The sequence below is a fragment of the Allobosea sp. GW822-FHT03F07 genome (assembly GCF_058801345.1).
On sequence record NZ_JBXAND010000014.1, the window covers coordinates 35,096 to 58,335 of the forward strand.

The window sequence follows — 23,240 nt, forward strand, 5'->3', positions numbered from 1 at the left end:
GATACCACGCCAAATGGCAAGATCGCGCTATTCGGCGGCCTTGGCCGGCTTGATCTCGTGCTTCAGGATCAGCGGCGTCTGCGCCAGCGCGAACGCCATCGTCAGCGGCATCACGCCCCAGACCTTGAAGGCGACCCAGAAATCCTGCGTCTGCGTGCGCCAGACGATCTCGTTCAAAGCTGCCAGCACGAAGAAGAACAGGCCCCAGCGCAGGGTCAGCTTGCGCCAGCCAGCCTCGTCGAGCTGCAGTACCGTCTCCAGCACCAGTGCCAGCAGCGAACGGCCGAACCAGAGGCCCCCCAGCAGAACACAGCCGAACAGAGCGTTCACGATGGTCGGCTTCACCTTGATGAAGAAGGCGTCGTCGAGCGCGATCGTCAGCCCGCCGAACACGGTCACGACGACGGCATTCACGATAGCCATGCGTGGCAGATAGCCCATCAGGATCCGCGACAGCGCGAGCGCGATCAGCGAGGCCGCAATGAAGATGCCGGTCGCGACGAAGATGCGCCGATCGCTCGTCACGCCGAACAGCCGGTCGCCATAGGAGTTCGCGAAGAAGAAGATCGCCAGCGGCCCGAATTCGAGCGCCAGCTTGAGCAGCGGGTGGACGTTGCGGGTGGTCAATGCCCGTTCCGTCACCGCCTCTGCGGTGTCTGCTCCATTGTCGCTCGTCACGCCGCCTCTCCCAATCCCGCCACGGCCTGCGCGAAATCGCGCGCCGAGAACGGCTCCAGATCGTCGACGCTCTCGCCGACGCCGATGAAATGCACGGGCAGGCCGAACTTCGCCGCCAGCGCCACCAGAATGCCGCCGCGCGCCGTGCCGTCGAGCTTTGTCATCACCAGCCCGGTGACGCCGGCCGTCTCGCGGAAGGCCTCGACCTGGCTGACGGCGTTCTGGCCGACGGTCGCATCGAGCACCAGCAAGGCCGCATGCGGCGCTTCCGGATCGAGCTTGCGGATGACGCGGACCACCTTGGCGAGTTCATCCATCAGCCCTGCCTTGTTCTGCAACCGCCCGGCGGTGTCGACCAGCAGCACGTCGGTGCCCGCGGCCTTCGCCTTCTGCAGCGCCTCGAAGGCGAGCCCCGAAGCATCGGCTCCCTGGTTGCCGGCGATGACGTCGGCACCCGTCCGCTCGCCCCAGACCTTGAGCTGCTCGATCGCCGCCGCACGGAAGGTATCGCCAGCCGCCAGCATCACGGATTTGCCTTCTGCCCGGAACTTGGCGGCGAGCTTGCCGATCGTCGTCGTCTTGCCCGAGCCGTTGACCCCGACCATCAGGATCACGAACGGCTTTTTCGTGGCGTCGATCGCAAGCGGCAGCGCGACCGGCGTCAGGATCGCCTCGACTTCGCGCGCCAGGATCGCCTTGACCTCGGCCGGCTCGATCTGCTTGTCGTAGCGGCCTTCGCCCACCGCCTTGGCGACGCGGGCGGCCGTGGCGAGGCCGAGATCGGCCTGGATCAGGATGTCTTCGAGATCCTCGAGGGTGCCGGCGTCGAGCTTTCGCTTGGTGAAGAGGTCGGTGATCCCGGTCGTCAGCGCCGAGGATGTCCGCGACAGCCCTTCGGTCAGCCGGCGCCACCAGCTCCGCTTCGGCTCGGGCGGAGCGGCGACGGCCGGCGCCATCACCGACGCGGCTTGCACGGAAGCTGGCTCCGGCATCGCGATCGGCAGCGGCGCCGCTTCGCCCGTCAGCAGGTCGGGCGCGATCGGCCCGTCTTCGACCGGGGCCTCGCGCGGAGCCTCAGCAGGCGCCGGTGGCACGACCATCGCGTGCGTCGCAGGCTCCGGCTCGCTGCCGAACAATCTCGAAAAGAAGCCGCGCTTCTTCGGTTCGTTCTCGCTCATCAACTCTTCCCGTGGCCTTGCCGCGCAGCTTCTCGTGCTTGCACCGCAGGGTGGCCTTCGCTAGCGCAATGCCATGACAACGCCCGACCGACCAGAGATTTCCCGACCAGGCGAGGCCTTGGCGTCACGCGAAGAGCCGCCGCTGCCATTCGCGCTGCTCTATCGCGACGCGATGATGCTCGTCATCGACAAGCCCGCGGGCCTCCCCTCGCATCGCGGTCCGCAGGCCAAGCGGCGCGTCATCCCCGTCCTGACCGACCATCTCGACGCGCTGCGCTTTGGCCTGCCACGGCGGCCGGAAGCGGCGCACCGACTCGACAAGGACACCTCCGGCTGCCTCATCCTCGGCCGCCATCCCCGCGCCATGGCCGAGCTCAACCAGATGTTTCGCGATGGCAAGATCGACAAGACCTATTGGGCGATCGTCCAGGGCAGCCCTGAAACCAACGAGGGGCTGATCGATCTGTCCCTGGGCAAGCGCGCGCCCGATCGCGGTTGGTGGATGAAGGTCGATCCCGACGGCCTGCCCTCGCAGACGCGCTATCGCGTGCTCGGGCGCGGCCAGGGCGAAGCCGGCCCACTCGCCTGGCTCGAACTCGAACCGCTCACCGGCCGCACCCACCAACTCCGCGTGCATTGCGCCGCCTCGGGCTGGCCGATGCTGGGCGACGAAATCTATGGCGATGCCCCGCGCGAGGGCGGCCCGGGCCTGCAGCTCCATGCCCGCGCGATCACCGTTCCGCTCTACCGCAAGAAGCCGGCGATCCGCATCGAGGCGCCGCCGCCCCAGCATATGCGGGCCGCGCTGCGGGCCTGCGGCTGGGCCGAGTAGCTGGGTCCCACGATGATCGCTCTCGTAGGTCGGAGCTATTTTCCCAAAGCGTCGATGGCGCGGGCGAGCTTCACGTCGAGTTCGGTCAGCCCGCCGGCGTCATGGGTCGAGAGCGTCACCTCGACCGTGCGATAAACGTTCAACCATTCGGGGTGGTGATTCATCGCTTCGGCGAGCAGCGCGACCCGGGTCATCCAGCCGAACGCCTCGTTGAAGTCGCGAAACACGAAACGCTTGGTGATGGCCTCGCGCCCCTCGACCAGCTTCCAGCCGGTCAGCGTGGTCAGCGCTTCCTCGCGGGCCTCGGGGGCCAGTCGCTTGGGCATCGTCACCTCCGCTGGAATTCGCCCCGCAGCGGCCGGTTCGGGTAGGACGGCCCGAGCGGATAGGCCGCTTCCAGCACATAGGGACCGCCGCCGACCGAATCGCGGGACGACATCAGGGCGAGCCGACGGGCGGTGAAGCTGATCGGGCGGACGATCGGATGCAGGCTGAGATAATGCGCGACATCGACCGGCGAGGTATCGCGCAAGCGTGCAAGCGTCACATGCGGCACAAATTTGCGCCCTTCCGGTGGCAGCCCGAGCCGGCGCATCAGCCGTTCGAGATCGGTTTGAAGCTCCGTCAGCCGCGGCGTCGGCTGCACCCGCGCGAACACGGCGCGAGGCTTGTCACCACCGAAGCTGCCGAGCGCATCCAGCGTCACCTCGAAGGGATAGCTGCGGATATCCGCCAGGAACTCGTCCAGATCATTCGCCGTGCGCCGGTCGACATCGCCGAGGAAACGCAGGGTGATGTGATAGTCGGCCGGATCGATCCAGCGCGCCCCGGCCAGCCCGCCGCGATGCAGCGTCAGGGCCGAGGCGACCTCGGCGGGAATCTCCAGAGCTGTGAACAGCCTCGGCATGACGAATCAGTGCCAGCTTTTTGTGACTCTGGCGAGACGAAAAGCCGGGCACCTGCCGCCTTCTTCAACAGGGATCGATAACACCGCCCGTCATGCTCGCCCTTTGTGGCGAGCATCCACGTCTTGAACGCGACGCTCAGCCGGCGAAGACGCGGATGGTCGGGACGAGCCCGACCGTGACGGTCAGCGCAGCTTTACGGGCAGGGATTGCCGACGAGCTGGTGGATCGCGTCGATCTTGGCTTCCACCTCCGGCGACAACGTCACGCCGATCGAGGCGATGTCGGTCTTGAGCTGCGCCATCGTCGTCGCGCCGATGATGTTGGCGGTGACGAAGGCGCGCGAATTGACGAAGGCCAGCGCCATCTGTGCCGGGTCGAGCCCGACCTCGCGAGCGAGGGCGATGTAGCGCTTGATCGCATCCTCGGCGCCGTCGGTCTGGTAGCGCTGGCCGCGATCGAACAGCGTCGTGCGGGCGCCCGCGGGCCTTGCCCCGTCGAGATATTTGCCGGTCAGGAAGCCCTGCCCCAGCGGCGAATAGGCGAGCAGGCCGACATCCTCGCGGATCGCGATCTCGGCCAGCGCCGTCTCGAAGGTCCGGTTGAGCAGGTTATAGGCGTTCTGGATCGACTGGACACGCGGCGTCCCGCGCGCCGCCGAATCCTGCAGGAAGCTCATCGTACCCCAGGCGCTCTCGTTCGAGAGCCCGAGATGGCGGATCTTGCCCTCCTTCACGATCTCGGCGAAGGCGTCGAGCTGCTCGGCGATGGGCGTTTCGTCGTCCGGGCGCTCGAAGGCGGCCTTGGAAAACCGCGTCGGGTTCGAGCCCCAGGGCATCGGCCGCTCGGGGAAATGAATCTGGTAGAGGTCGATATAGTCGGTCTGCAGCCGCTTCAGGCTCTTATCGACCGCCTCCCGGATCTGCTTGGCGGTGACGCGCGTCGGGCTCTTGTCGTCGCGGAACCAGGTGTTGCCGCCGCGCCCGCAGACCTTCGAGGCGAGGATGACCTTGTCGCGGTTGCCGCGCGCCTTGAACCAGCTCCCGATGATCCGCTCGGTAGAGCCTTGCGTCTCCGCCTTGGGCGGGATCGCGTAGAGTTCGGCCGTGTCGAAGAAGTTCACGCCCTGGTCGAGGGCATAGTCCATCTGCTCATGGCCCTCGGCTTCGCTGTTCTGCTCGCCCCAGGTCATGGTTCCCAGGCAGATCACCGAGACCTTAAGATCGGTGCGGCCGAGACGACGATATTCCATGGCAAAGCAACTCCGGAAGCGGCCGGCGAAAGGCGCACGGTCAGCAGATGGGCAGAGGAGGGGCTGGCGGGCCGGCAGGCCCGTCAGGGTTTGGCCGGCAACGTCGCGAGGAAGCGCTCGACCGTGGGGAGGATGTTGCGGACGATGACGCGGACGCCTTCGGCCGTGGGATGGAGCAGATCGGGCTGGTTGAGCGTGCGGTCGCCCGCGATGCCCTCCAGGAAGAACGGGTAAAGCACCAGCCCGTGGCTCTTCGCAAGCTCGGGGTAGATGCCGTCGAAAAGCGTTGCATAATCCGCGCCGAGATTGCGCGGCGCGTACATGCCGGCAAGCAGGACCGGAATGCCGCGCGCCTTCAGCCGCGTGATGATCGTCTCCAGCCCCTTGCGGGTCATCGCCGGATCGAGCCCGCGCAGCGCGTCGTTTGCACCAAGTTCCAGGATCACGCCATCGGTGCTATCGGCCACCGACCAGTCGAGGCGCTCGAGCCCGCCCTGGACCGTGTCGCCGGAGACGCCGGCATTCACGATTTCGACAGCGATGCCCTTCTGGCGCAGCGCTTGCTCGAGAACCGGCGGAAACGCGGCGCTGCCCGGCAGGTTGTAGCCGGCGGTCAGGCTGTCGCCGAGCGCGACGATTTTCAGGGTGCGCGCCGGCGTCGATGTCTGGGCCGAAGTCTGGGACATGCTCGCAACCGGAAACAGTAGGAAACACAACAATGCGGCGCAGAGAGATTGGACAAGCGCCCGGGCACGCCCATATCGGCTGCTTATGGGGCGCGACGGCGTTTTGCCCCGCTCGGGCCGCGTTTCGGTGCGAGCAGGGACGCTGATGGATATCGAAGTCAGGATCATTGGATGATGAGCGATATGGGCGTCCCACCGACCGAGCAGCCGGCGATCGAATTGCGGGATGTCGACCTTAGTTTGGGGCGTGCCGCCGCCCGCGTCCATATCCTCAAGAGCGTTTCTTTGTCACTCGCCGCTGGCCAGGCGACCGGCCTGGTCGGCCCGTCCGGCTCGGGCAAGTCGACCTTGCTGATGACCATGGCCGGGCTGGAGCGCCCCGATGCCGGCAGCGTGAAGGTCGCGGGCCAGGATCTCGGCGCGCTCGACGAGGACGGGCTCGCCGTCTTCCGCGGCCGCCATATCGGCATCGTCTTCCAATCCTTCCATCTGGTCCCGACCATGACGGCGCGCGAGAATGTCGCCCTGCCGCTGGAACTGGCCGGAGCCGGCGACGCCTTCGCCCGCGCCGAAGCGGAACTCCGCAATGTCGGCCTGGGCCATCGCATGGACCACTACCCCGCCCAATTGTCCGGCGGCGAGCAGCAGCGCGTCGCCATCGCCCGCGCCGTCGCGCCGAATCCTGCGATCCTCGTCGCCGACGAGCCGACCGGCAATCTCGACGAGAGCACCGGACGCTCCATCGTCGACCTGATCTTCGCGCTCCGCCGCGAGCGCGGTGCCACGCTGGTGCTCGTCACCCACGACCTGTCGCTGGCGGCGCTCTGCGACCGTACTGTGCGCCTGCGCGCCGGCCGGATCGAGACGCAAGCCCCGGCCGGCGCCGATGCGGCGGTGGCCTGAGCATGCACGGAACCGTCAAGCCCGTTCCGGCGGCACCCTCCGGCACATCCGGCTTCCGGCTCGCCCTTCGCCTCGCCTGGCGTGATTTGCGCGGCGGCTTGCGTGGCTTCGGCGTCTTCATCGCCTGCCTCGCGCTCGGCGTCATGACGATCGCGGCCGTCGCCTCCGCCTCACGCGGCCTGACCGAGGGCCTGTCGCGCGAGGGCCGCCGCATTCTCGGCGGCGACGCCGCCTTCAGCCTCATCCATCGCGAGGCGACGCCGCAGGAATTCGCTTTCCTGGCGGGCAAGGGCACGGTTTCCACCATCGCGACGATGCGCGGCATGGCGAATGCCGGCGAAAAAGGCGCGGCCCTGGTCGAGATCAAGGCGGTCGACGGCGGCTATCCCGGCATCGGCGAACTTGTCACCGAGCCGAAAGCTCCTGTTTCCGACCTGCTCGCCGCGAAGGATGGCGTCTTCGGTGCGGTCGCCGACCCCGTACTCCTCGGCCGGCTCGATCTGAAGCCCGGCGACGTCGTCAAGGTCGGCGCGGCGCGGGTAGAGTTGCGCGCCAATCTCGTCTCCGAACCCGACAAGATCGCCGCCGGCGTCGGCTTCGGTCCGCGCCTGCTGATCTCGCAGGACGCTCTTCGCGCCACCGGCTTGCTCCAGCCCGGCAGCCTGGTGCGCTGGACCTATCGCGTCGCGCTGCCGCCGCAGGCAGCCAGCGATGCCGCGCTGGAGGCGCTCATCGCCGATGCCGGGACGCAGCAGCGCGATGCCGGCTGGGAGATCCGCTCCCGCGCCAACGCCAATCCGGGCTTCCAGCGCAATCTCGAACGCTTCACCCAGTTCCTGACCCTGGTCGGCCTGACCGCGCTGCTCGTCGGCGGCGTCGGCGTGGCCAATGCGGTGCGCCGTTTCGTCGAGGCCAAGAAGCTCGACTTCGCCACGATGAAGGCGGTCGGCGCGACCGGCGGCCGCGTCGTCGCGATCCATCTCACCGAAGTCATGCTGGTCGCAGTGCTCGGCACCGCCATCGGCCTCGGGCTTGGCGCCGCCGCCCCCTTCGCCCTGGGCGCCGCGCTCCAATCGGTTCTTCCGGTGCCGTTCGAGCCGACGCTGGCGCCGGGGGAGCTGGGCGTCGCCGCTCTCTACGGGCTGCTGACGGCGCTGGTCTTTGCGATCCTGCCGCTTGGCCGCGCCCATGACGTGCCGGTCTCGGCGCTGTTCCGCGACCAGATCGAGCCCGATGCGCGCCGGCCGCGCGCCATCTATCTCGCGATATGCCTTCTGGCGCTAGCCGGCCTCGTCGGCGTCGCGCTCGCCTTCGCATACGATCGGCGCATCGCGCTGATCTATATCGGCGTGATGACCGGCATCTTCCTGTTGCTGCGCGCCGTCTCCACGATGTTGATGGCGCTCGCCCGCCGGACGCCACGGCCGAAGAATCCGTCGCTGCGCATGGCGCTCGCCAACAGCTATCGCCCTGGCGCGCTCACCCCCTCGCTGGTGCTTTCGCTGGGGCTCGGCGTCGCCCTGCTCTCGGCGCTCGCCTTCATCGACACCAGCCTGACCCGCCAGCTCACCCAGTCCCTGCCGCAGAAGGCGCCGAGCTTCTTCTTCCTCGACATACCGAATGCCGAGGCCGCCCGCTTCGATGCGGTCCTGCATCAGGAGCGCCCCGGTGCGACGCTCGCCCGCGTGCCGATGATGCGCGGCCGCATCGTCTCGGTGAACGGCGTCCGCGCGGAGGACATCAAGGCCTCCGAGCAATCCGCCTGGGTGCTCGATGGCGATCGCGGCATCACCTATTCGCAGGAGATGCCCGAGGGCTCGAAGCTGGCCGAAGGCGAATGGTGGCCGGCCGATTATCGCGGCGAGCCGCTCGTCTCGTTCGACGCCCAGAACGCCGCCGGCATCGGCCTCAAGATCGGCGACAGGCTCACGGTGAACGTGCTCGGCCGCAACATCACCGCCCGCGTCGCCAGTTTTCGCGCGGTCGAGTGGCGCTCGCTCGGCATCAATTTCGTGATGCTGTTCTCGCCCAACACCTTCGCCGGCGCGCCGCATACCAATCTCGCGACGATCACGCCGGGGCCCGATGGCGCAGGCAGCACGGACGCCGCCCTGCTGCGCCGGCTCGCCGTCGAGTTGCCCTCGGTGACGGCCGTTCGGGTCAAGGATGCGCTCGAGGCAATCAACACCATCGTCAGCCAGCTCGCCACCGCGATCCGGGGCGCTTCCGGCCTCGCCATCGCCGCCAGCCTGCTCGTTCTGGGCGGGGCGCTCGCAGCCGGACAGCGTGCGCGGCTCTATGACGCGATGATCCTGAAGACGCTCGGCGCGACGCGTCGCTTCATACTTTCGTCGTACGCCCTTGAATACGCGGCGATCGGCCTCGTCTCGGCGCTGTTCGGCGTTGTCGCGGGGGCTCTGGCGGGTTGGGGCGTCGTGACTCAAGTGATGAAGATCGAATTCGTCAGTGACCCCACGGGCGCGTTACTGGCTGCGACTGCCGCGATTGGTGTTACCGTCCTGTTCGGTCTCGCCGGGACGGTAAAAATACTGTCGAAAGCACCGGCTTCTCACCTGCGGAATTTATGATGACTATCTATGAACGACTCACGATAGACATTAAACGCAGGTAAATTTGCATGGTCTGGGCGTCGCGTTTCTATAAACGCTGGCGCCTTAACCATGCGGGCCCCTTGTAAGAACCGGCAAAGCCCCTCATATTCCGGGCATCGCCACGATTGTGCGCGACGACAGGCCATCGCCAAGGGCGATGCCGTCTTCGGAATCACTGTCAGGGGAAACTCGCTCCATGAGCAACTTCGACCGCAATGCTCCAGTCTGGGGTGCCGGCCGCGCACAGCAGACCAGCGCCGTCGAGATGGATCAGGGCCTGCGCTCGTTCATGCTCGGCGTCTACAACAACATGTCGATCGGCCTGGCCATCACCGGTCTCGCCGCCATCGGCATCTCTATGCTGGCGATCGCCGGCGTCTCGCCAACCGGCAAGGTCACCGCGCTGACGGCCTTTGGCCAGGCGATCTATCTCAGCCCGCTGAAATGGGTCGTGATGCTGGCCCCGCTGGCCTTCATCTTGTTCTTCTCGTTCAAGGCCGAGAGCATGAGCTCCTCGACCGCGCGCGCCATGTTCTTCGCCTTCGCGGCGGTGATGGGCGTGTCGATGTCGTCGATCTTCGTGGTCTTCACCGGCGAGTCGATCACCAAGGTGTTCTTCATCACGGCCGCAGCCTTCGGGGCGCTCAGCCTCGCCGGCTACACCACGAAGAAGTCGCTCTCGGGCATGGGTTCGTTCCTGATCATGGGCTTGATCGGCCTCGTGATCGCATCGGTGGTCAACCTGTTCATGCATTCGAGCGCGCTATCCTTCGCCATCTCGGCGATCGGCGTCCTGGTCTTCGCCGGCCTGACCGCCTGGGATACGCAGCGCCTGAAGGAGATGTATCTCTACTCCGACCTGGACGCGGAATCGGCTGCCAAGCTCTCGGTGAACGGCGCCCTGTCGCTCTACCTGAACTTCATCAACATGTTCCAGATGCTGCTCTCGCTCTTCGGCAACCGCAGCGAATGACCTGATTGCCTCCGTCATGCGGATGGATCGAGCCCCGGCCCCACGGCCGGGGCTTTTCTTTTGGCGGGCCGGCGGCTCATGATCGATACATGATCTCCCCGCTTTCGATCCGCCCGGTCACCCCTGCCGACATTCCCGCTATCGCCCGGATCTACGGGCACGCCGTGCTCAACGGCACCGCGTCCTGGGAGATCGAGCCTCCCGACGAAGCTGAGCTGCTGCGGCGCCAGCAGGCGGTTCTGGCCGGTGGCTACCCCTATCTCGCGGCTGAGCGCGACGGCCGACTGCTCGGCTATGCCTATGCCGGCGCCTATCGCCCCCGCCCGGCCTATCGCACGACCGTCGAGAACTCGATCTACATCGCACCGGAGGCGCAAGGATCGGGGGTCGGCAGCGCCTTGCTCACCGCCTTGATGGCGGAGTGCACCACCCGCGGCTTCCGCCAGATGATCGCCGTGATCGGCGACGGCACCGGCGCCTCGGTCGGCTCGCGCCGCCTGCATGAGCGCGCCGGCTTCCGCCTGATCGGCGTCGCCGAGAAGGTCGGCTTCAAGCATGGCCGCTGGCTCGACCAAATGCTGATGCAGAAGGCATTGGGTGAGGGCGACCGGACGCCGCCGGCACCCTAGCGGATAGACCTATCCGACCACGCTCAGCTTGTTGTCGAGCACGCGCAGCACCCGCGAGAGCTCACTGCCGCGTTTCAGCACGAGGCCGGTCGCGGCGACCACCGAATAGGCCCCCTGGCGTTTGGCCAGCGCCGGATCCTTGACGATTCGGTAGAGCGGCACCTCGGAGGAGCGCCGATAGACCGAAAACTGGGCGTGATCCTTGCGGAAATCGATGGCGTAGTCGCGCCATTCACCGGCGGCGACCATCCGGCCATAAAGGTTGAGCAGTTCGGAAAGCTCCCGCCGGTCGAAGGTGACCGCGGCCGGCCTGGATACGGCCGGGAATGGAATCACCCCGGCCGTCGAATGCGATTGCGGCGTATCGCTATCGCTCATTGCGCCTCCCGATCGACGGCCGCGAAGCCCCGTCCTGATTGCTAGGCGGCCGATGATGCGCCCAGGATGCTGTGCTGGCAAGCGATCCGGATCGGCGCAGTTCGGCCCGCGCGCTCAAGGGATGCCCCACGCGTAACCGGAATCACGGCTTCGTCAGCATCGCCGCAATTTTGCCCCGATCAGGCCAAGCGCCCGCCCTGTTGCGGGTTTCGAATGGCATTGTTGCCTCGACGGCCCGGCTTCGCCGGTCTTCGGTTTGTCAGCCCCCCAGCCCCCCGGAGATCTGGTGGGGCCGGGCCAGTCAAGTCGAGGCCAACTCAGCGGCTGGCGTTTTGCGCCGGCCGTTTTTCTTTCTCGGGGCTCGCCCGCCTCAGCGCGCCTGCCGGTGATACTCGGCATTCGGACGCATATCGACGGCCGACGCCATCCGGTTCGACATGTTGAAGAAGGCCGCGACCGCGGCAACGTCCCAGACGTCGCGCTCGCCGAATCCGACGGCCCGCAAGCCGGCCCGGTCGGCCTCCCCGATCAGATGCGGCGTCTCCGTCAGCTTGACCGCGAAATCGAGCATGGCCCGGTGCCGCGGCGACAGATCTGCCGCGCGATAATTCATCGCCATCAACTCCCCCAGCACCGGATCTTCCGAGAGCTGGCGCACCGCCGCGCCATGGGCCGTCAGGCAATAATAGCAGCGGTTCACGCTGGAGACCGCGACCGCGATCATCTCACGCTCGAGCTTGGACAGGCCGGACGGTGCCAGCATCAGGTCATTGTAGAAGGCGGCGAAGGCCGAGAGCTTGGCATCGTCATGGGCATAGGCAACCAGCACGTTCGGCACGAAGCCGAGCTTCTCCAGGCATTTGTCGAAATAGGCCTGGTTCTCGGCGCCGAGCGTGCCGGGCTTGAGGTCGAGCGCCATGGCCGAAGCGTGAATGTCCTGCCGCAATGGCTGCTCGCCGGGCTTCGGTTTGTCATGTTTGCTCGCCATGCTAGGTCCTGTCGTGTCGTCCGGGTCGTCGCCCTGCGTCGCGCCGAGATTGAAAGGCTGCACAGCCTATGGCATCGCTGCGGCAAAATAACAGGGGTGGGACTATGGGGAAGCGCGTGAGCAATGCGGCGGCTGCGGCCGTATCCGCGATCGAGGCTGCCGCTGCCGGCCTGCCCGGCTCGATGCCGCCGGAATTCCCGCGGCTGCTCTATGGTCGCGCTGTCGCCGAGGACCTTGAAGCCCTGCCGGCGGATCTCCTCGCCCGGACCGCTGCGGCCGCCTATGAGCATCTCGCCGCGCCGCGCCGCGCCGAGACGATCAACCTGCGCTTCCGCGACGACAGCTTCAATGCGCAGGGGCGTGACCATCAGCTCACGATTCTCGAAGTCATCAACGACAACAAACCGTTCCTGCTCGATTCGACGCTCGCGGAGCTAGCCGAGCAGGGCTACGAGCCCCGTCTCGTCGCGCATCCGATCCTCGCCGTCGCACGTGCTGCTGACGGAGCCTTCGTCTCGCTGGCCGGAGAGGCCGCCGGCCGCGCGCCGGAAGGCACCCGCCGCGAGAGCCTGATCCAGATCCATCTGGAGCGGATCGATTCGCCCGAGGCCCGTGATCGCCTCCGTGCCGGGCTGGATCGCGTCTATGCCGATGTCGGGCTCGCGGTCGAAGATTGGGCGGCGATGCGCGGCCGCATCACCGAGGTGATCCAGGCCTATCGCGCCAATCCGCCGCCGCTGCCGGAGGACGAGGTCAACGAAGCCCTGCAGTTCCTCGAATGGATCGCCGGCGACAATTTCACCCTGCTCGGCATCCGGGCCTATCGCTTTCCTGGCGGCGACGCCGCCGCCGACCCGATCGAAGGCTCCGGCCTCGGCATCCTGCGCGACCCCGGCGTCAAGGTCCTGCGCAAGAATGGCGAGATGGTCACTGTGACGCCGGAGATCCGCGCCTTCCTGGCCAAGCCGCAGGCGCTGATCATCGCCAAGGCCAACGTCAAGAGCCGGGTGCATCGCCGCGTCCATCTCGACTATGTCGGCGTCAAGCTGTTCACCCCCGATGGCCGGCTCGACGGCGAATTGCGCATCCTGGGACTGCTGACCTCGAACGCCTATACCGGCAGCGCGCTCGCCATTCCCTATCTGCGGCTCAAGGTCGCCCGCGTCGCCAGGAACATCGGCTTCGACCCGGCGAGCTATTCCGGCCGGGCATTGATCAACGTGCTCGACGCCTATCCGCGCGACGAGCTGTTCCAGATCGATGCCGCCACGCTCGAAAGCTTTGCGCTCGCCATCCTCCAGCTCACCGAGCGGCCTCGCATCCGCGCGCTCGCCCGTCTCGACGAGTTCGACCGCTTCGTCTCGATTCTCGTCTTCATCCCGAAGGACCGCTACGACACGCGGGTCCGTCGCCGCGTCGGCGAGTTCCTCGCCGGCATCTATCAGGGGCGCATTTCGGCGGCCTATCCGGCCTATCCGGAAGGGCCGCTCTCGCGCACGCACTACATCATCGGCCGCGACGAGGGCAAAACCCCGAAGGTCGACCGCGCCACGCTCGAAGCCGGCATCGCCGCGATCGTGCGGACCTGGAGCGACGGGCTGAAGGAGGTGCTCGACCAGGAGCGCGCCGGCCCTGCCGCGAGGGCGCTGGCCGAGCGCTATGCCGAGGCTTTCGGCGCCGCCTATCGCGACCGTTTCTCGCCTGCCGAGACGCTCGACGACATCGACATCCTGCAGAAGCTGACGGCCGAGCGCGCACGCGCGGTCAATCTCTACCGGCGCGAGGGCGACCCGGCGACGCGAGCCAACCTCAAGGTGTTCTCGCGCGGCGCCGCGATCTCGCTCTCGGCCCGCGTACCCGTGCTGGAGAATATGGGCTTCCGCGTCGTCAACGAGCGCACCTACAACATCACCCCGCAGCCGGTGGCCGGCGACGGCGGCGACGGCGTGCGCGTCTGGCTGCACGACATGACCCTCGAGCGCGCCGATGACGGCGAGATCGACGTCATCAGCCTCGACCCCACCATCGAAGCCGCGCTGATGGCGCAGTTCCGCGGCCTGGCGGAATCAGACCGCTTCGACCAGCTCGTCCTCGCTGCCGGCCTCGCCTGGCGCGAGGCCGCGTTGCTACGCGCCCTCGGGCGCTATCTGCGCCAGGTCGGCGCGCCCTATGCGCAGGACTACATCGCCGACGCGCTGACGCGCCATGCCGGGATTGCCTCCGGCCTGGTCGCCTATTTCACGGCCAAGTTCGATCCACGCCTGAGCGAGGCGCAGCGCACTGCGAGATCCGACGCCGAACGCAAGGCCATCGAGACCGCGCTCGACGCCGTCACCAGCCTCGACGAGGACCGCATCCTGCGCCGCCTCGTCAACCTGATCGACGCAGGCCTGCGCACCAACTTCTTCCAGATCGGCCCGGACGGGCAGCCGCGCGGCACGATCTCGATCAAGTACGAATGCGCGAAGGTCGATTCGCTGCCGCTGCCGCGCCCGCTCTACGAGATCTTCGTCTATTCGCCGCGCGTCGAGGGTATTCATCTGCGCTACGGCAAGGTCGCCCGCGGTGGCCTGCGCTGGTCCGACCGGCCGCAGGATTTCCGCACCGAGGTGCTGGGCCTCGTCAAGGCGCAGCAGGTCAAGAACGCCGTCATCGTGCCCGTCGGCGCCAAGGGCGGCTTCGTGCCCAAGCAGCTGCCGCCGGCTTCCGATCGCCAGGCCTGGCTGACTGAGGGCACGGAGAGCTACCGCATCTTCGTCCGAACCCTGCTCGAACTCACCGACAATCTCGACGGCGAGACGGTGATCCCCCCGCCCGACACCGTGCGCCATGACGGCGACGACCCCTATCTCGTCGTCGCCGCCGACAAGGGCACCGCGACCTTCTCCGATACGGCAAACGCGCTCTCGTTGGAAAAGCATCACTGGCTCGGCGACGCCTTCGCCTCCGGCGGGTCGCAGGGCTACGACCACAAGAAGATGGGCATCACGGCGCGCGGCGCCTGGGAGGCGGTGAAGCGCCATTTCCGCGAGATCGACATCGATATCCAGACGACGCCCTTCAGCGTCGCTGGCGTCGGCGACATGTCGGGCGACGTCTTCGGCAACGGCATGCTGCTCTCACCGGCGATCAAGCTGGTCGCGGCCTTCGACCACCGCGACATCTTCCTCGATCCCGACCCGGATGCGGCGAAATCGCTGGCCGAGCGCCAGCGCCTGTTCGATCTGCCGCGCTCGTCCTGGCAGGACTACGACAAGTCGCTGATCTCGGCCGGTGGTGGCGTGTTCTCGCGCCAGGCCAAGAGCATCCCGCTCTCGCCCGCGCTGCAGGAGCTGCTCGATTTGCCGAAAGCCGAGGTCTCGCCGCCCGAGTTGATGACGGCGATCCTCAAGGCCCGTGTCGATCTGCTCTGGTTCGGCGGCATCGGCACCTATATCCGCGCCACCGACGAGAGCGACGCGCAGGTCGGCGACCGCGCCAATGACGCGATCCGGATCAGCGGCGGCGACGTCCGCGCCCGCGTCATCGGCGAAGGCGCCAATCTGGGCGCCACACAGCGCGGCCGCATCGAGGCCGCGCGCAAAGGCGTCAGGCTCAACACCGACGCGATCGACAACTCCGCCGGCGTCAACACCTCCGACGTCGAGGTCAACATCAAGATCGCGCTCGCCGGGCCCGTTAAGAATGGGCGCCTCGCTGAGGACGCCCGCAACGCCCTGCTCGCGGAGATGACCGACGAGGTCGGCCTGCTCGTCCTGCGCAACAACTATCTGCAAACGCTGGCCCTCTCGCTGACCGAAGCGCGGGGCGTCGCGGCGACGCCGGGCCTGCGCTACCTGATGCAGACGCTCGAAGCGCAGGGCCGGCTCGACCGCACGGTCGAGTACCTGCCCAGCGATGCGGTTCTGGCCGAGCGCGAGAAGCGCGGCGAGGGGCTGACCCGGCCCGAGCTGGCGGTGCTGCTGGCCTATGCCAAGTTGTCCCTGCATGACGCCCTGCTGGAATCCGACGTTCCGGACGACCTCTATCTGAACGGCGAGCTGGTTCGCTATTTCCCGCAGGCGCTGCGCGAGCGCTATGCGCCGGAGATCGCGGGCCACAAGCTGCGCCGCGAGATCGTCGCCACGCAATTGGCCAACGCGATCGTCAATCGTGGCGGCCCGGCGCTGGTGCCCGTGCTTTCGGCGCTGACCCACGCACAGGCACCTGCCATCGCCGCCGCCTACGCGATCGCGTGCGATTCCTTCGATCTGATTTCGCTCAACGGCGCGATCGATGCGCTCGATACCAAGCTGCCCGGCAAGACCCAGCTCGGGCTCTATGCCGCCGTGCAGGAACTCGTCACCGACAGGATGGGCTGGTTCCTGCGCCGGGGCGTGGCCAAGCCGGGCGCGATCGAGCCGACGGTCACCCATTATGCTGCTGGCGTCACGGCGCTGGCCGCCGATCTCCACAGCCTGCTGCCGGAGGCTGCGGCCCAGGCGCGGCAGGCCCGCATCGCCGTGCTCGTGTCCGAAGGCGTTCCCGACGTGCTCGCGGCCCGCATCGCCAGCTTGCCGTCGCTGGCCCAGGCGACGGATATCGTCGACATCGCCGGCCAGACGAGCCGCGACATCGCCGACGTCGCGACGATTCATTTCGGGGTCGATTCGATCTTTGGCCTGTCGGCGCTCGCGGCTTCGGCAGCCGCCGTTCCGGCCACCGACGATTACGAGCGCCTCGCCCGCGAACGCGCCATCGAGACCCTGACCGACGCCCATGCCGGGCTGACCCGTGAGATCGCATCGGGCGCAGGCGGCAAGGGCACGCTCGAATCCTGGCAGGACCAGCGCAAGGACGACGCCGACCGGACGCGCAGCACGGTCCAGGCGATTGCCGCCTCGGGCCTGTCCCTACCGAAACTGATGGTGGCCGCCGGCATGCTCGCCGATCTGCCACGCAAAAGCGCCTGACCCGGCGCACCCACGGAAAACAAGCGATGACCGACGCCCAGAACCAAGCCGCCACCCGCATCGACCCCAAGCTGCTCGAAATCCTGGTCTGCCCGCTGACCAAGACGACGCTGGAATACGATGCTGCCCGTCAGGAGCTGATCAGCCGGGCTGCAAAGCTCGCCTATCCGATCCGCGACGGCATCCCGATCATGCTGCCGGAAGAGGCACGGCCGCTGGAGGATTGAGAACCGCTCGATCGCTCTAATGTTTCACGGGAAACACGCCGTGACCCCGTGCAATGCGAAGCAGTTCACAGCGCTTCGCCCCGCATCAATCGCGGCGGTTCGCCTGCGACGCCTGCTGCCTCGCGGATGAAGAAGCGCTTCAGCGCCGGCAGCCGATCGACCACGCCCAGGCCGAGATCGCGCGCCAGCCTGAGCGGCGTCGCGTCGTTCGAGAACAGCCGGTTGAGCCCGTCGGTGACCGCGCCCATCGCCACCGTGTCGAAGCGCCGCGCCCGCTCATAACCCTCGAGCACATCGGCCGTGCCGGGATCGAGTCCGAGCCGGGCCCCATCGACAATCGCCTCGGCCAGCGCCGCGACGTCCTTGAGGCCGAGATTGAGGCCCTGGCCGGCGATCGGGTGGATCAGATGCGCGGCATCGCCCAGAAGCGCGAGGCGCTCGCCCACGAAGCGCCGCGCCACGCCGAAGCCGAGCGGATGCGCGGAGACCGGGCTTTCCAGCGTGATCTCGCCCAGTTCTAGCCCGAAACGGCGCTCGATCTCGGCCAGCATGTCCTCATCGTCGAGCGAGAGCAGCGCCGGCAGGTTCTCGGCCCGCTCGGTCCAGACGATCGAGGAGCGATGTCCCAGCCAACCGCCATCGGTCAGCGGCAGGATCGCGAAGGGCCCCGACGGCAGGAAATGCTCGACCGCGCGGCCGCCATGCGGCCTCTCATGGCCGATCGTCGCGACGAGTCCCGATTGCCCGTAATCCCAGCCCACCCAGCCGATACCGGCCTGCTCGCGCAGCTTCGAGCGGGCGCCATCGGCCGCGACCAGCAGCCGCGCGGGCAGCTCTTCGCCGCCAGACAGCCTAACCGTGATGCCCGCTTCGCTGCTGTCGAAGCTGGCGACGCCCTCGGCCCGCAGGATCACGCCCGCCGCTCGGCACGCATCGGTCAGCGCGGTCGTCAGGGCTGAGCTGTTGACCATATAGGCGAAGGGCTGTCCCGGCTCGACCTCTCCGTCGAAGGTCAGGAACACCGGGCGCACCACGTCGCCACTGCGACTGTCGGAAACGATCATCTCGGTCATCGGCTGGGCAGTGGCGGCGATGTCGTCCCAGATGCCGAGTGCGCCCAGCATCGCCTGGGCCGCCGCCGCGATCGCATAGGCTCGGTTGTCGGGGCGCGACATCTTCGCCAGAGCCGGATCGGCGATGACGATCGCGTAACCCGGGCCGAGCGCCTGCTTCAGCGCGAGCGCGAGCGAAAGCCCTGCGATGCCGCCCCCGGCGATGACGATCGCATCGCGGCTGTTGGTCGAGGCGGCCATGTTGTTTTCCTCCTGCGCATTGCCGGCTCTCCCGCCGGCTTGACGGTTCGCGAGGCGTCGGTGCTGATGCGGCACGTCCGGCCGAACCGTCAATCCGCCTGCTGGAGCATTTTCGAGCGAAGTCGATACCGGCTCGCGTGAAGAAAATGCGTCTAAGCAAGAACCCAGAGCCTCGTGACCATGTCCCAGATCAGCGCTTCCCTGATGTCGATCCTCGACCTTGAGCCGCTCGAGCGCAACCTGTTCCGCGGTCGCAGCCCGAAATCGACCTGGCCGCGCGTCTTCGGCGGGCAGGTTATCGCGCAATCGCTCTACGCCGCCTGCAAGACGGTCGAAGGACGCCAGCCACACTCGCTCCATGCCTATTTCCTGCTGGCCGGCGACCCGACGATCCCGATCATCTACGAGGTCGACCGCCTGCGCGACGGGCGCTCCTTCACCACGCGGCGCGTGCTGGCGATCCAGAAGGGCGAGGCGATCTTCGCCATGTCCGCCTCCTTCCAGGTGGACGAGCCCGGCTACGACCATCAGATGCCGATGCCCAAGGTGCCGATGCCGGAGGATCTGCCCGGGCGCGCCGAAATGCTGAGCGGCGCGCCGGACATGCCGGCGCCGATCAAGGCCTATTACCAGCGCGAGCGGCCGATCGAGATCAGGCCCGTCGAGCTCGAGCGCTATTTCGGCGGCGGCAAGATGGAGCCGAAATTCAATGTCTGGATCCGCGCCATGGAGATCTTGCCGGACGAGCCGGCCCTGCATCAAGCCGTCCTCGCCTATGCCTCCGACCTGATGCTGCTCGATTCGAGCCTGATCGCCCATGGTACGACGGTGTTCGACGAGAAGATCCAGGGCGCGAGCCTCGACCACGCTCTCTGGTTCCACCGACCCTTCCGCGCCGATGAATGGCTGCTCTATGCCCAGGACAGTCCGTCGACCTCCGGCGCGCGTGGATTTTCGCGCGGACTGGTCTTCGACCGGCAGGGGAAGCTCGTCGCCTCTGTCGCACAGGAGGGATTGATCCGACCTCGCTCCGACCGGAACTGATTATAGATTAGGCAAGTGATCGCAGTTTAATCAGACGCTCAACTTCTGAGCAGACTGCTCGCGCCGGAATCACATCCGGGTGTGCATTTCCAATCTGTTCATGATCCCGGCACCCCGCCGGCCCAGTTGGCACGCGCCTTGAATTGGGTGTGCCCGACGCGCTGCGAATGACAGGCGCGCGAGGCGCAACGAGATCGCCGGGGCTGACTTCCGGGCGGCGAAAACGGGGAAACCCTGCAATGAAGATCGTGATGGCTATCATCAAGCCGTTCAAGCTGGAGGAGGTGCGCGACGGGCTCACCGCCATCGGCGTGCACGGCCTGACCGTGACCGAGGTGAAAGGCTATGGCCGCCAGAAAGGCCATACGGAGATCTATCGCGGTGCCGAATACGCCGTGAGCTTCCTGCCCAAGATCAAGATCGAGGTCGCCGTATCCGACGAGCTCGTCGGCAAGGTGATCGAGGCGATCACGGCAGCCGCCCGCACCGGCCAGATTGGCGACGGCAAGATTTTCGTTTCGTCGATCGAGAAAGCCGTCCGCATCCGCACCGGCGAGACCGACGGCGACGCCCTCTGAGCACGTGATCTTCCTGAGGAGTTTTCACAGATGAATTTCAAGACCGTTAGCCGGGTCGGACTTGTCGCGCTGGCGCTTGCCGCCGCCGGCTCCGCACTCGCGCAGACCCCCGCCGCGCCTGTGCCCAACAAGGGCGACGTCGCCTTCATGATGAGCTCGACCACCCTCGTCCTGCTCATGACCATCCCGGGCCTCGCCCTGTTCTATGGCGGTCTGGTCCGCAGCAAGAACATGCTCTCGGTGCTGACGCAGGTCTTCGCGATCACCAGCATCGTCATGCTGCTCTGGGTGACCTACGGCTATTCGCTCGCCTTCACCAATGGCGGCGGCCTGAACGACTATGTCGGCGGCTTCTCGAAGGCTTTCCTGCGCGGCGTCGACGCGACCACCACCGTCGCCACCTTCTCGAACGGCGTCGTCATTCCCGAATATGTCTATCTGGCCTTCCAGATGACCTTCGCCGCAATCACGCCGGCGCTCATCGTCGGCGCCTTCGCCGAGCGCATGAAGTTCTCGGCCCTACTGCTCTTCACCGTGCTGTGGGTGACCTTCATCTACTTCCCGATGGCCCATATGGTCTGGTACTGGGGCGGCCCGGATCTCGTCGGCAACGCCGCCAAGGCGCTGGCCGAGGCCGGCGCTGACGGCAAGGCGGCGGCCCAGACGGCTCTCGACGCGGTCAACGCCGATGCCGGCATGCTCTTCAAATGGGGCGCGCTCGACTTCGCCGGCGGCACCGTCGTGCACATCAACGCGGGCATCGCCGGCCTCGTCGGCTGCATCCTGCTCGGCAAGCGCATCGGCTACGGCAAGGAGCTGATGGCCCCGCACTCGCTGACGATGACCCTGATCGGCGGCGCCCTGCTCTGGGTCGGCTGGTTCGGCTTCAACGCCGGCTCGAACCTGGAAGCCAACGGCACGGCCGCGCTGGCCATGGTCAACACCTTCGTCGCCACGGCGGCGGCGGCTGTCGCCTGGCTGTTCGTCGAATGGGCGGTCAAGGGCAAGCCCTCGATGCTCGGCATGGTCTCGGGCGCGGTCGCCGGCCTGGTCGCCGTCACCCCGGCCGCGGGCTTCGGCGGTCCGATGGGCTGCATCGTGCTCGGCCTCGTCGCCGGCATCGTCTGCTTCATCTTCTGCTCCACGGTGAAGAACGCGCTGGGTTACGACGACTCGCTCGACGTCTTCGGCATCCACTGCATCGGCGGCATCATCGGCGCGCTGGCCACCGGCATCCTCGTCAATGTCGATCTCGGCGGCGCAGGCATCCCAGACTACACCTCGAAGCCCGGTGAACTCGCCGTCGGTGCCTACGAGTTCGGCGCGGCCTTCATGTCGCAGCTCAAGGCGGTGCTGTTCACGCTGGTCTTCAGCGGCGTCGGCTCGCTGATCCTCTACAAGATCGTCGACGTCATCATCGGCCTGCGCGTCGCTCCCGATGCCGAGCGCGAGGGCCTCGACATCGCCGAGCATGGCGAACGCGCCTATCACGACTGATTCGGGCGCTGCTGCGTCACATGTGAAACACTCCCCGGCGGGCAACCGCCGGGGAGTTTGTTTTGGACGGTCACCATGGTCCCCTGCCACGGCGACGGCCGGCACCGCGTCGGAATGCCGCCGGCGGCGCCAAGGTTAAGCGGGTCTTAACCTCGCCTTCCTAACCTGATCGCGATGGCCGATGCGACGCGGCCCGCAGTCCAGGGATGACGGCTTACCCCCGCATGCGCACGATTCGACGCTCCTCTTCGCTGATGGACCGCCTGCCCGATCCGGTGCGGGAGTTCCTGTCGCGCCGCGCCAGCGAGATGACCGGGCTTGCGCTGCTGGCCGTAATGGCAGCTGTGGCGATGTCACTCGCCACCTGGTCCGTCGACGATCCCAGCCTCAACAATGCCACCAGCGGCGCGGTCAGGAACTGGCTCGGCCGGCCCGGAGCCATGATCGCCGACCTGCTGATGCAGTTGATCGGGCTCGGCGTCATCGCCCTGCTCTTCCCGCCGGTGATCTGGTCGCTCAGGCTGGTGCGGTTCCATCTCTTCGACCGCGGCGCCCTCAAGCTCGGGCTCTGGGTCGTCGGCATCGCAGCGACGGCCGCCGTCGGCAGCGCGCTTCCGGCGACGCCGCGCTGGCCCCTGCCGACCGGCATGGGTGGCGTCATTGGCGATGGGCTTCTGTTCGGGACCCGCAACCTCGCCGGCATCGCGGGCAATGCGCTCGGCGGTCTCGTCGGCTTCCTCTATGCGGGCATCGCCATTCTGGCCGTGACTGCCGCCGCGGGCTTCGGCTTCGTCAGTGACGAGGACCCGATCGCCGACGGCGACGAGGCGGACGAATCCTGGTCGGAGAGCGAGGACCGCCGCGATGACGAACCCGGCATCGCCGTGATCCTGATCGGCTGGCTCGCCCATGGCGCGATGGCGTTGCGCGGCATGATCCTGCGGCGCCTGCCACAACCGCCGGCGGCGGCGACCCAAGGCGCCCATCCCGGTGGGCAGCGGCAGGACGTGACGCCGACCGCCGGCCGCGTCCGCCGCGAGCCGCAATTCCAGGGGGGACCCCGGCGCGAGCCGAGCGTGAGTCCGACGATGCCAGCCTTCGATCCCGCTCCGTTGCCCTCTCCGCGCGGTAGCCGGGCACCCGAACCCGACTTCGACCCGCCTTACGACCTGGACGATGACCAGCCGCAGGATCTGCGGGATCTGAACGCGCCGCGCGTGACCGCGCCGCCGCCCGCGCCGAAACCGGGCAAGCGGATGCAGCGCGAGGCGCAACCCTCGCTGCTCGATCGCGACGAATTCGAACTCCCGCCGCTGACCTATCTCGCCGAGCCCAAGAAGCTGCCGGCGAACGCGATCTCGACCGATGCGCTGGAGCAGAACGCGACGCTGCTCGAGGGCGTGCTCGAGGATTTCGGCGTGCGCGGCGAGATCACCCAGGTGCGGCCCGGCCCGGTCGTGACGCTCTACGAGCTGGAGCCTGCTCCGGGCACGAAGTCGTCGCGGGTGATCTCTCTGGCGGATGACATCGCACGCTCCATGAGCGCGATCTCGGCGCGCGTGGCGGTGGTGCAGGGCAAGAACGCGATCGGCATCGAGCTGCCCAACGCCAAGCG

Annotated in this window: 20 protein-coding genes; 11 read left to right on the forward strand and 9 right to left on the reverse strand. The window is 67.3% G+C overall.

Features of this window, described 5'->3' with window-relative positions:
* Window positions 1-27: 27 nt before the first annotated feature.
* On the reverse strand, window positions 28-678 hold the full coding sequence (locus tag AC1RMY_RS24485) for a septation protein A (protein WP_492869051.1): 651 nt from the start codon (window positions 676-678) through the stop codon (window positions 28-30).
* Window positions 675-1,856, reverse strand: coding sequence for a signal recognition particle-docking protein FtsY (gene ftsY, locus AC1RMY_RS24490; protein ID WP_492869053.1), 1,182 nt, complete (start codon window positions 1,854-1,856; stop codon window positions 675-677). The genes AC1RMY_RS24485 and ftsY overlap by 4 nt, the downstream gene beginning before the upstream one ends.
* A 172-nt stretch (window positions 1,857-2,028) precedes the next feature.
* Between ftsY and AC1RMY_RS24495 the strand changes: the two genes are divergently transcribed.
* The gene (locus AC1RMY_RS24495) at window positions 2,029-2,688 is read left to right on the forward strand and encodes an RluA family pseudouridine synthase (protein ID WP_492869083.1); all 660 of its coding nucleotides are present in this window, start codon (window positions 2,029-2,031) and stop codon (window positions 2,686-2,688) included.
* A gap of 35 nt (window positions 2,689-2,723) precedes the next feature.
* On the opposite strand, the gene AC1RMY_RS24500 is transcribed toward AC1RMY_RS24495, so the two are convergent.
* The 4 genes from AC1RMY_RS24500 to AC1RMY_RS24515 all read right to left on the reverse strand — a co-directional run bounded on the left by AC1RMY_RS24500 (window position 2,724) and on the right by AC1RMY_RS24515 (window position 5,531).
* Entirely contained in the window at window positions 2,724-3,014 is a 291-nt protein-coding gene (locus AC1RMY_RS24500; RefSeq protein WP_492869055.1) for a 4a-hydroxytetrahydrobiopterin dehydratase, read from the reverse strand.
* A gap of 2 nt (window positions 3,015-3,016) precedes the next feature.
* On the reverse strand, window positions 3,017-3,595 hold the full coding sequence (gene thpR / locus AC1RMY_RS24505; protein ID WP_492869057.1) for an RNA 2',3'-cyclic phosphodiesterase: 579 nt from the start codon (window positions 3,593-3,595) through the stop codon (window positions 3,017-3,019).
* Between the two features lie 194 nt (window positions 3,596-3,789).
* The gene (locus AC1RMY_RS24510; RefSeq protein WP_492869059.1) at window positions 3,790-4,845 is read right to left on the reverse strand and encodes an aldo/keto reductase; all 1,056 of its coding nucleotides are present in this window, start codon (window positions 4,843-4,845) and stop codon (window positions 3,790-3,792) included.
* A gap of 83 nt (window positions 4,846-4,928) precedes the next feature.
* On the reverse strand, window positions 4,929-5,531 hold the full coding sequence (locus AC1RMY_RS24515) for an arylesterase (protein ID WP_492869061.1): 603 nt from the start codon (window positions 5,529-5,531) through the stop codon (window positions 4,929-4,931).
* 171 nt (window positions 5,532-5,702) lie between these two features.
* Between AC1RMY_RS24515 and AC1RMY_RS24520 the strand changes: the two genes are divergently transcribed.
* From AC1RMY_RS24520 to AC1RMY_RS24535, 4 genes are all read left to right on the forward strand, one after another.
* Window positions 5,703-6,434, forward strand: a complete 732-nt coding sequence (locus tag AC1RMY_RS24520; RefSeq protein ID WP_492869063.1) for an ABC transporter ATP-binding protein — start codon at window positions 5,703-5,705, stop codon at window positions 6,432-6,434.
* Window positions 6,435-6,436: 2 nt separating this feature from the next.
* On the forward strand, window positions 6,437-9,022 hold the full coding sequence (locus AC1RMY_RS24525) for an ABC transporter permease (protein ID WP_492869065.1): 2,586 nt from the start codon (window positions 6,437-6,439) through the stop codon (window positions 9,020-9,022).
* 220 nt (window positions 9,023-9,242) lie between these two features.
* Window positions 9,243-10,019, forward strand: a complete 777-nt coding sequence (locus AC1RMY_RS24530; protein ID WP_492869066.1) for a Bax inhibitor-1/YccA family protein — start codon at window positions 9,243-9,245, stop codon at window positions 10,017-10,019.
* A 92-nt stretch (window positions 10,020-10,111) separates the two neighbouring features.
* On the forward strand, window positions 10,112-10,648 hold the full coding sequence (locus AC1RMY_RS24535) for a GNAT family N-acetyltransferase (RefSeq protein ID WP_492869084.1): 537 nt from the start codon (window positions 10,112-10,114) through the stop codon (window positions 10,646-10,648).
* 9 nt (window positions 10,649-10,657) lie between these two features.
* Here AC1RMY_RS24535 and AC1RMY_RS24540 read toward each other — a convergent pair whose 3' ends face one another.
* Both AC1RMY_RS24540 and AC1RMY_RS24545 read right to left on the reverse strand, forming a co-directional pair.
* A complete protein-coding gene (locus AC1RMY_RS24540) occupies window positions 10,658-11,026 on the reverse strand; it encodes a DUF2794 domain-containing protein (protein ID WP_492869068.1) in 369 nt (122 codons plus the stop codon).
* 370 nt (window positions 11,027-11,396) lie between these two features.
* Entirely contained in the window at window positions 11,397-11,945 is a 549-nt protein-coding gene (locus tag AC1RMY_RS24545; RefSeq protein WP_492869085.1) for a peroxidase-related enzyme, read from the reverse strand.
* Between the two features lie 173 nt (window positions 11,946-12,118).
* Between AC1RMY_RS24545 and AC1RMY_RS24550 the strand changes: the two genes are divergently transcribed.
* Window positions 12,119-16,966: an NAD-glutamate dehydrogenase gene (locus AC1RMY_RS24550; protein ID WP_492869070.1), complete on the forward strand. Its 4,848-nt coding sequence runs from the start codon at window positions 12,119-12,121 to the stop codon at window positions 16,964-16,966.
* A 26-nt stretch (window positions 16,967-16,992) separates the two neighbouring features.
* Window positions 16,993-17,193 (forward strand): Trm112 family protein, encoded by a 201-nt coding sequence (locus AC1RMY_RS24555; protein WP_492869072.1) that lies wholly within the window; start codon window positions 16,993-16,995, stop codon window positions 17,191-17,193.
* Between the two features lie 65 nt (window positions 17,194-17,258).
* On the opposite strand, the gene AC1RMY_RS24560 is transcribed toward AC1RMY_RS24555, so the two are convergent.
* Entirely contained in the window at window positions 17,259-18,506 is a 1,248-nt protein-coding gene (locus tag AC1RMY_RS24560; protein WP_492869074.1) for a ubiquinone biosynthesis hydroxylase, read from the reverse strand.
* Window positions 18,507-18,686: 180 nt separating this feature from the next.
* Here AC1RMY_RS24560 and tesB point away from each other — a divergent pair, with 180 nt between their 5' ends.
* From tesB to AC1RMY_RS24580, 4 genes are all read left to right on the forward strand, one after another.
* On the forward strand, window positions 18,687-19,550 hold the full coding sequence (gene tesB / locus AC1RMY_RS24565) for an acyl-CoA thioesterase II (RefSeq protein WP_492869076.1): 864 nt from the start codon (window positions 18,687-18,689) through the stop codon (window positions 19,548-19,550).
* 239 nt (window positions 19,551-19,789) lie between these two features.
* Entirely contained in the window at window positions 19,790-20,128 is a 339-nt protein-coding gene (locus AC1RMY_RS24570; protein ID WP_054141588.1) for a P-II family nitrogen regulator, read from the forward strand.
* A gap of 30 nt (window positions 20,129-20,158) precedes the next feature.
* Window positions 20,159-21,625: an ammonium transporter gene (locus AC1RMY_RS24575; RefSeq protein ID WP_492869078.1), complete on the forward strand. Its 1,467-nt coding sequence runs from the start codon at window positions 20,159-20,161 to the stop codon at window positions 21,623-21,625.
* 224 nt (window positions 21,626-21,849) lie between these two features.
* Window positions 21,850-23,240, forward strand: a 1,391-nt coding sequence (locus AC1RMY_RS24580) for a DNA translocase FtsK 4TM domain-containing protein (protein WP_492869080.1), incomplete at its 3' end; no start/stop codon positions are given.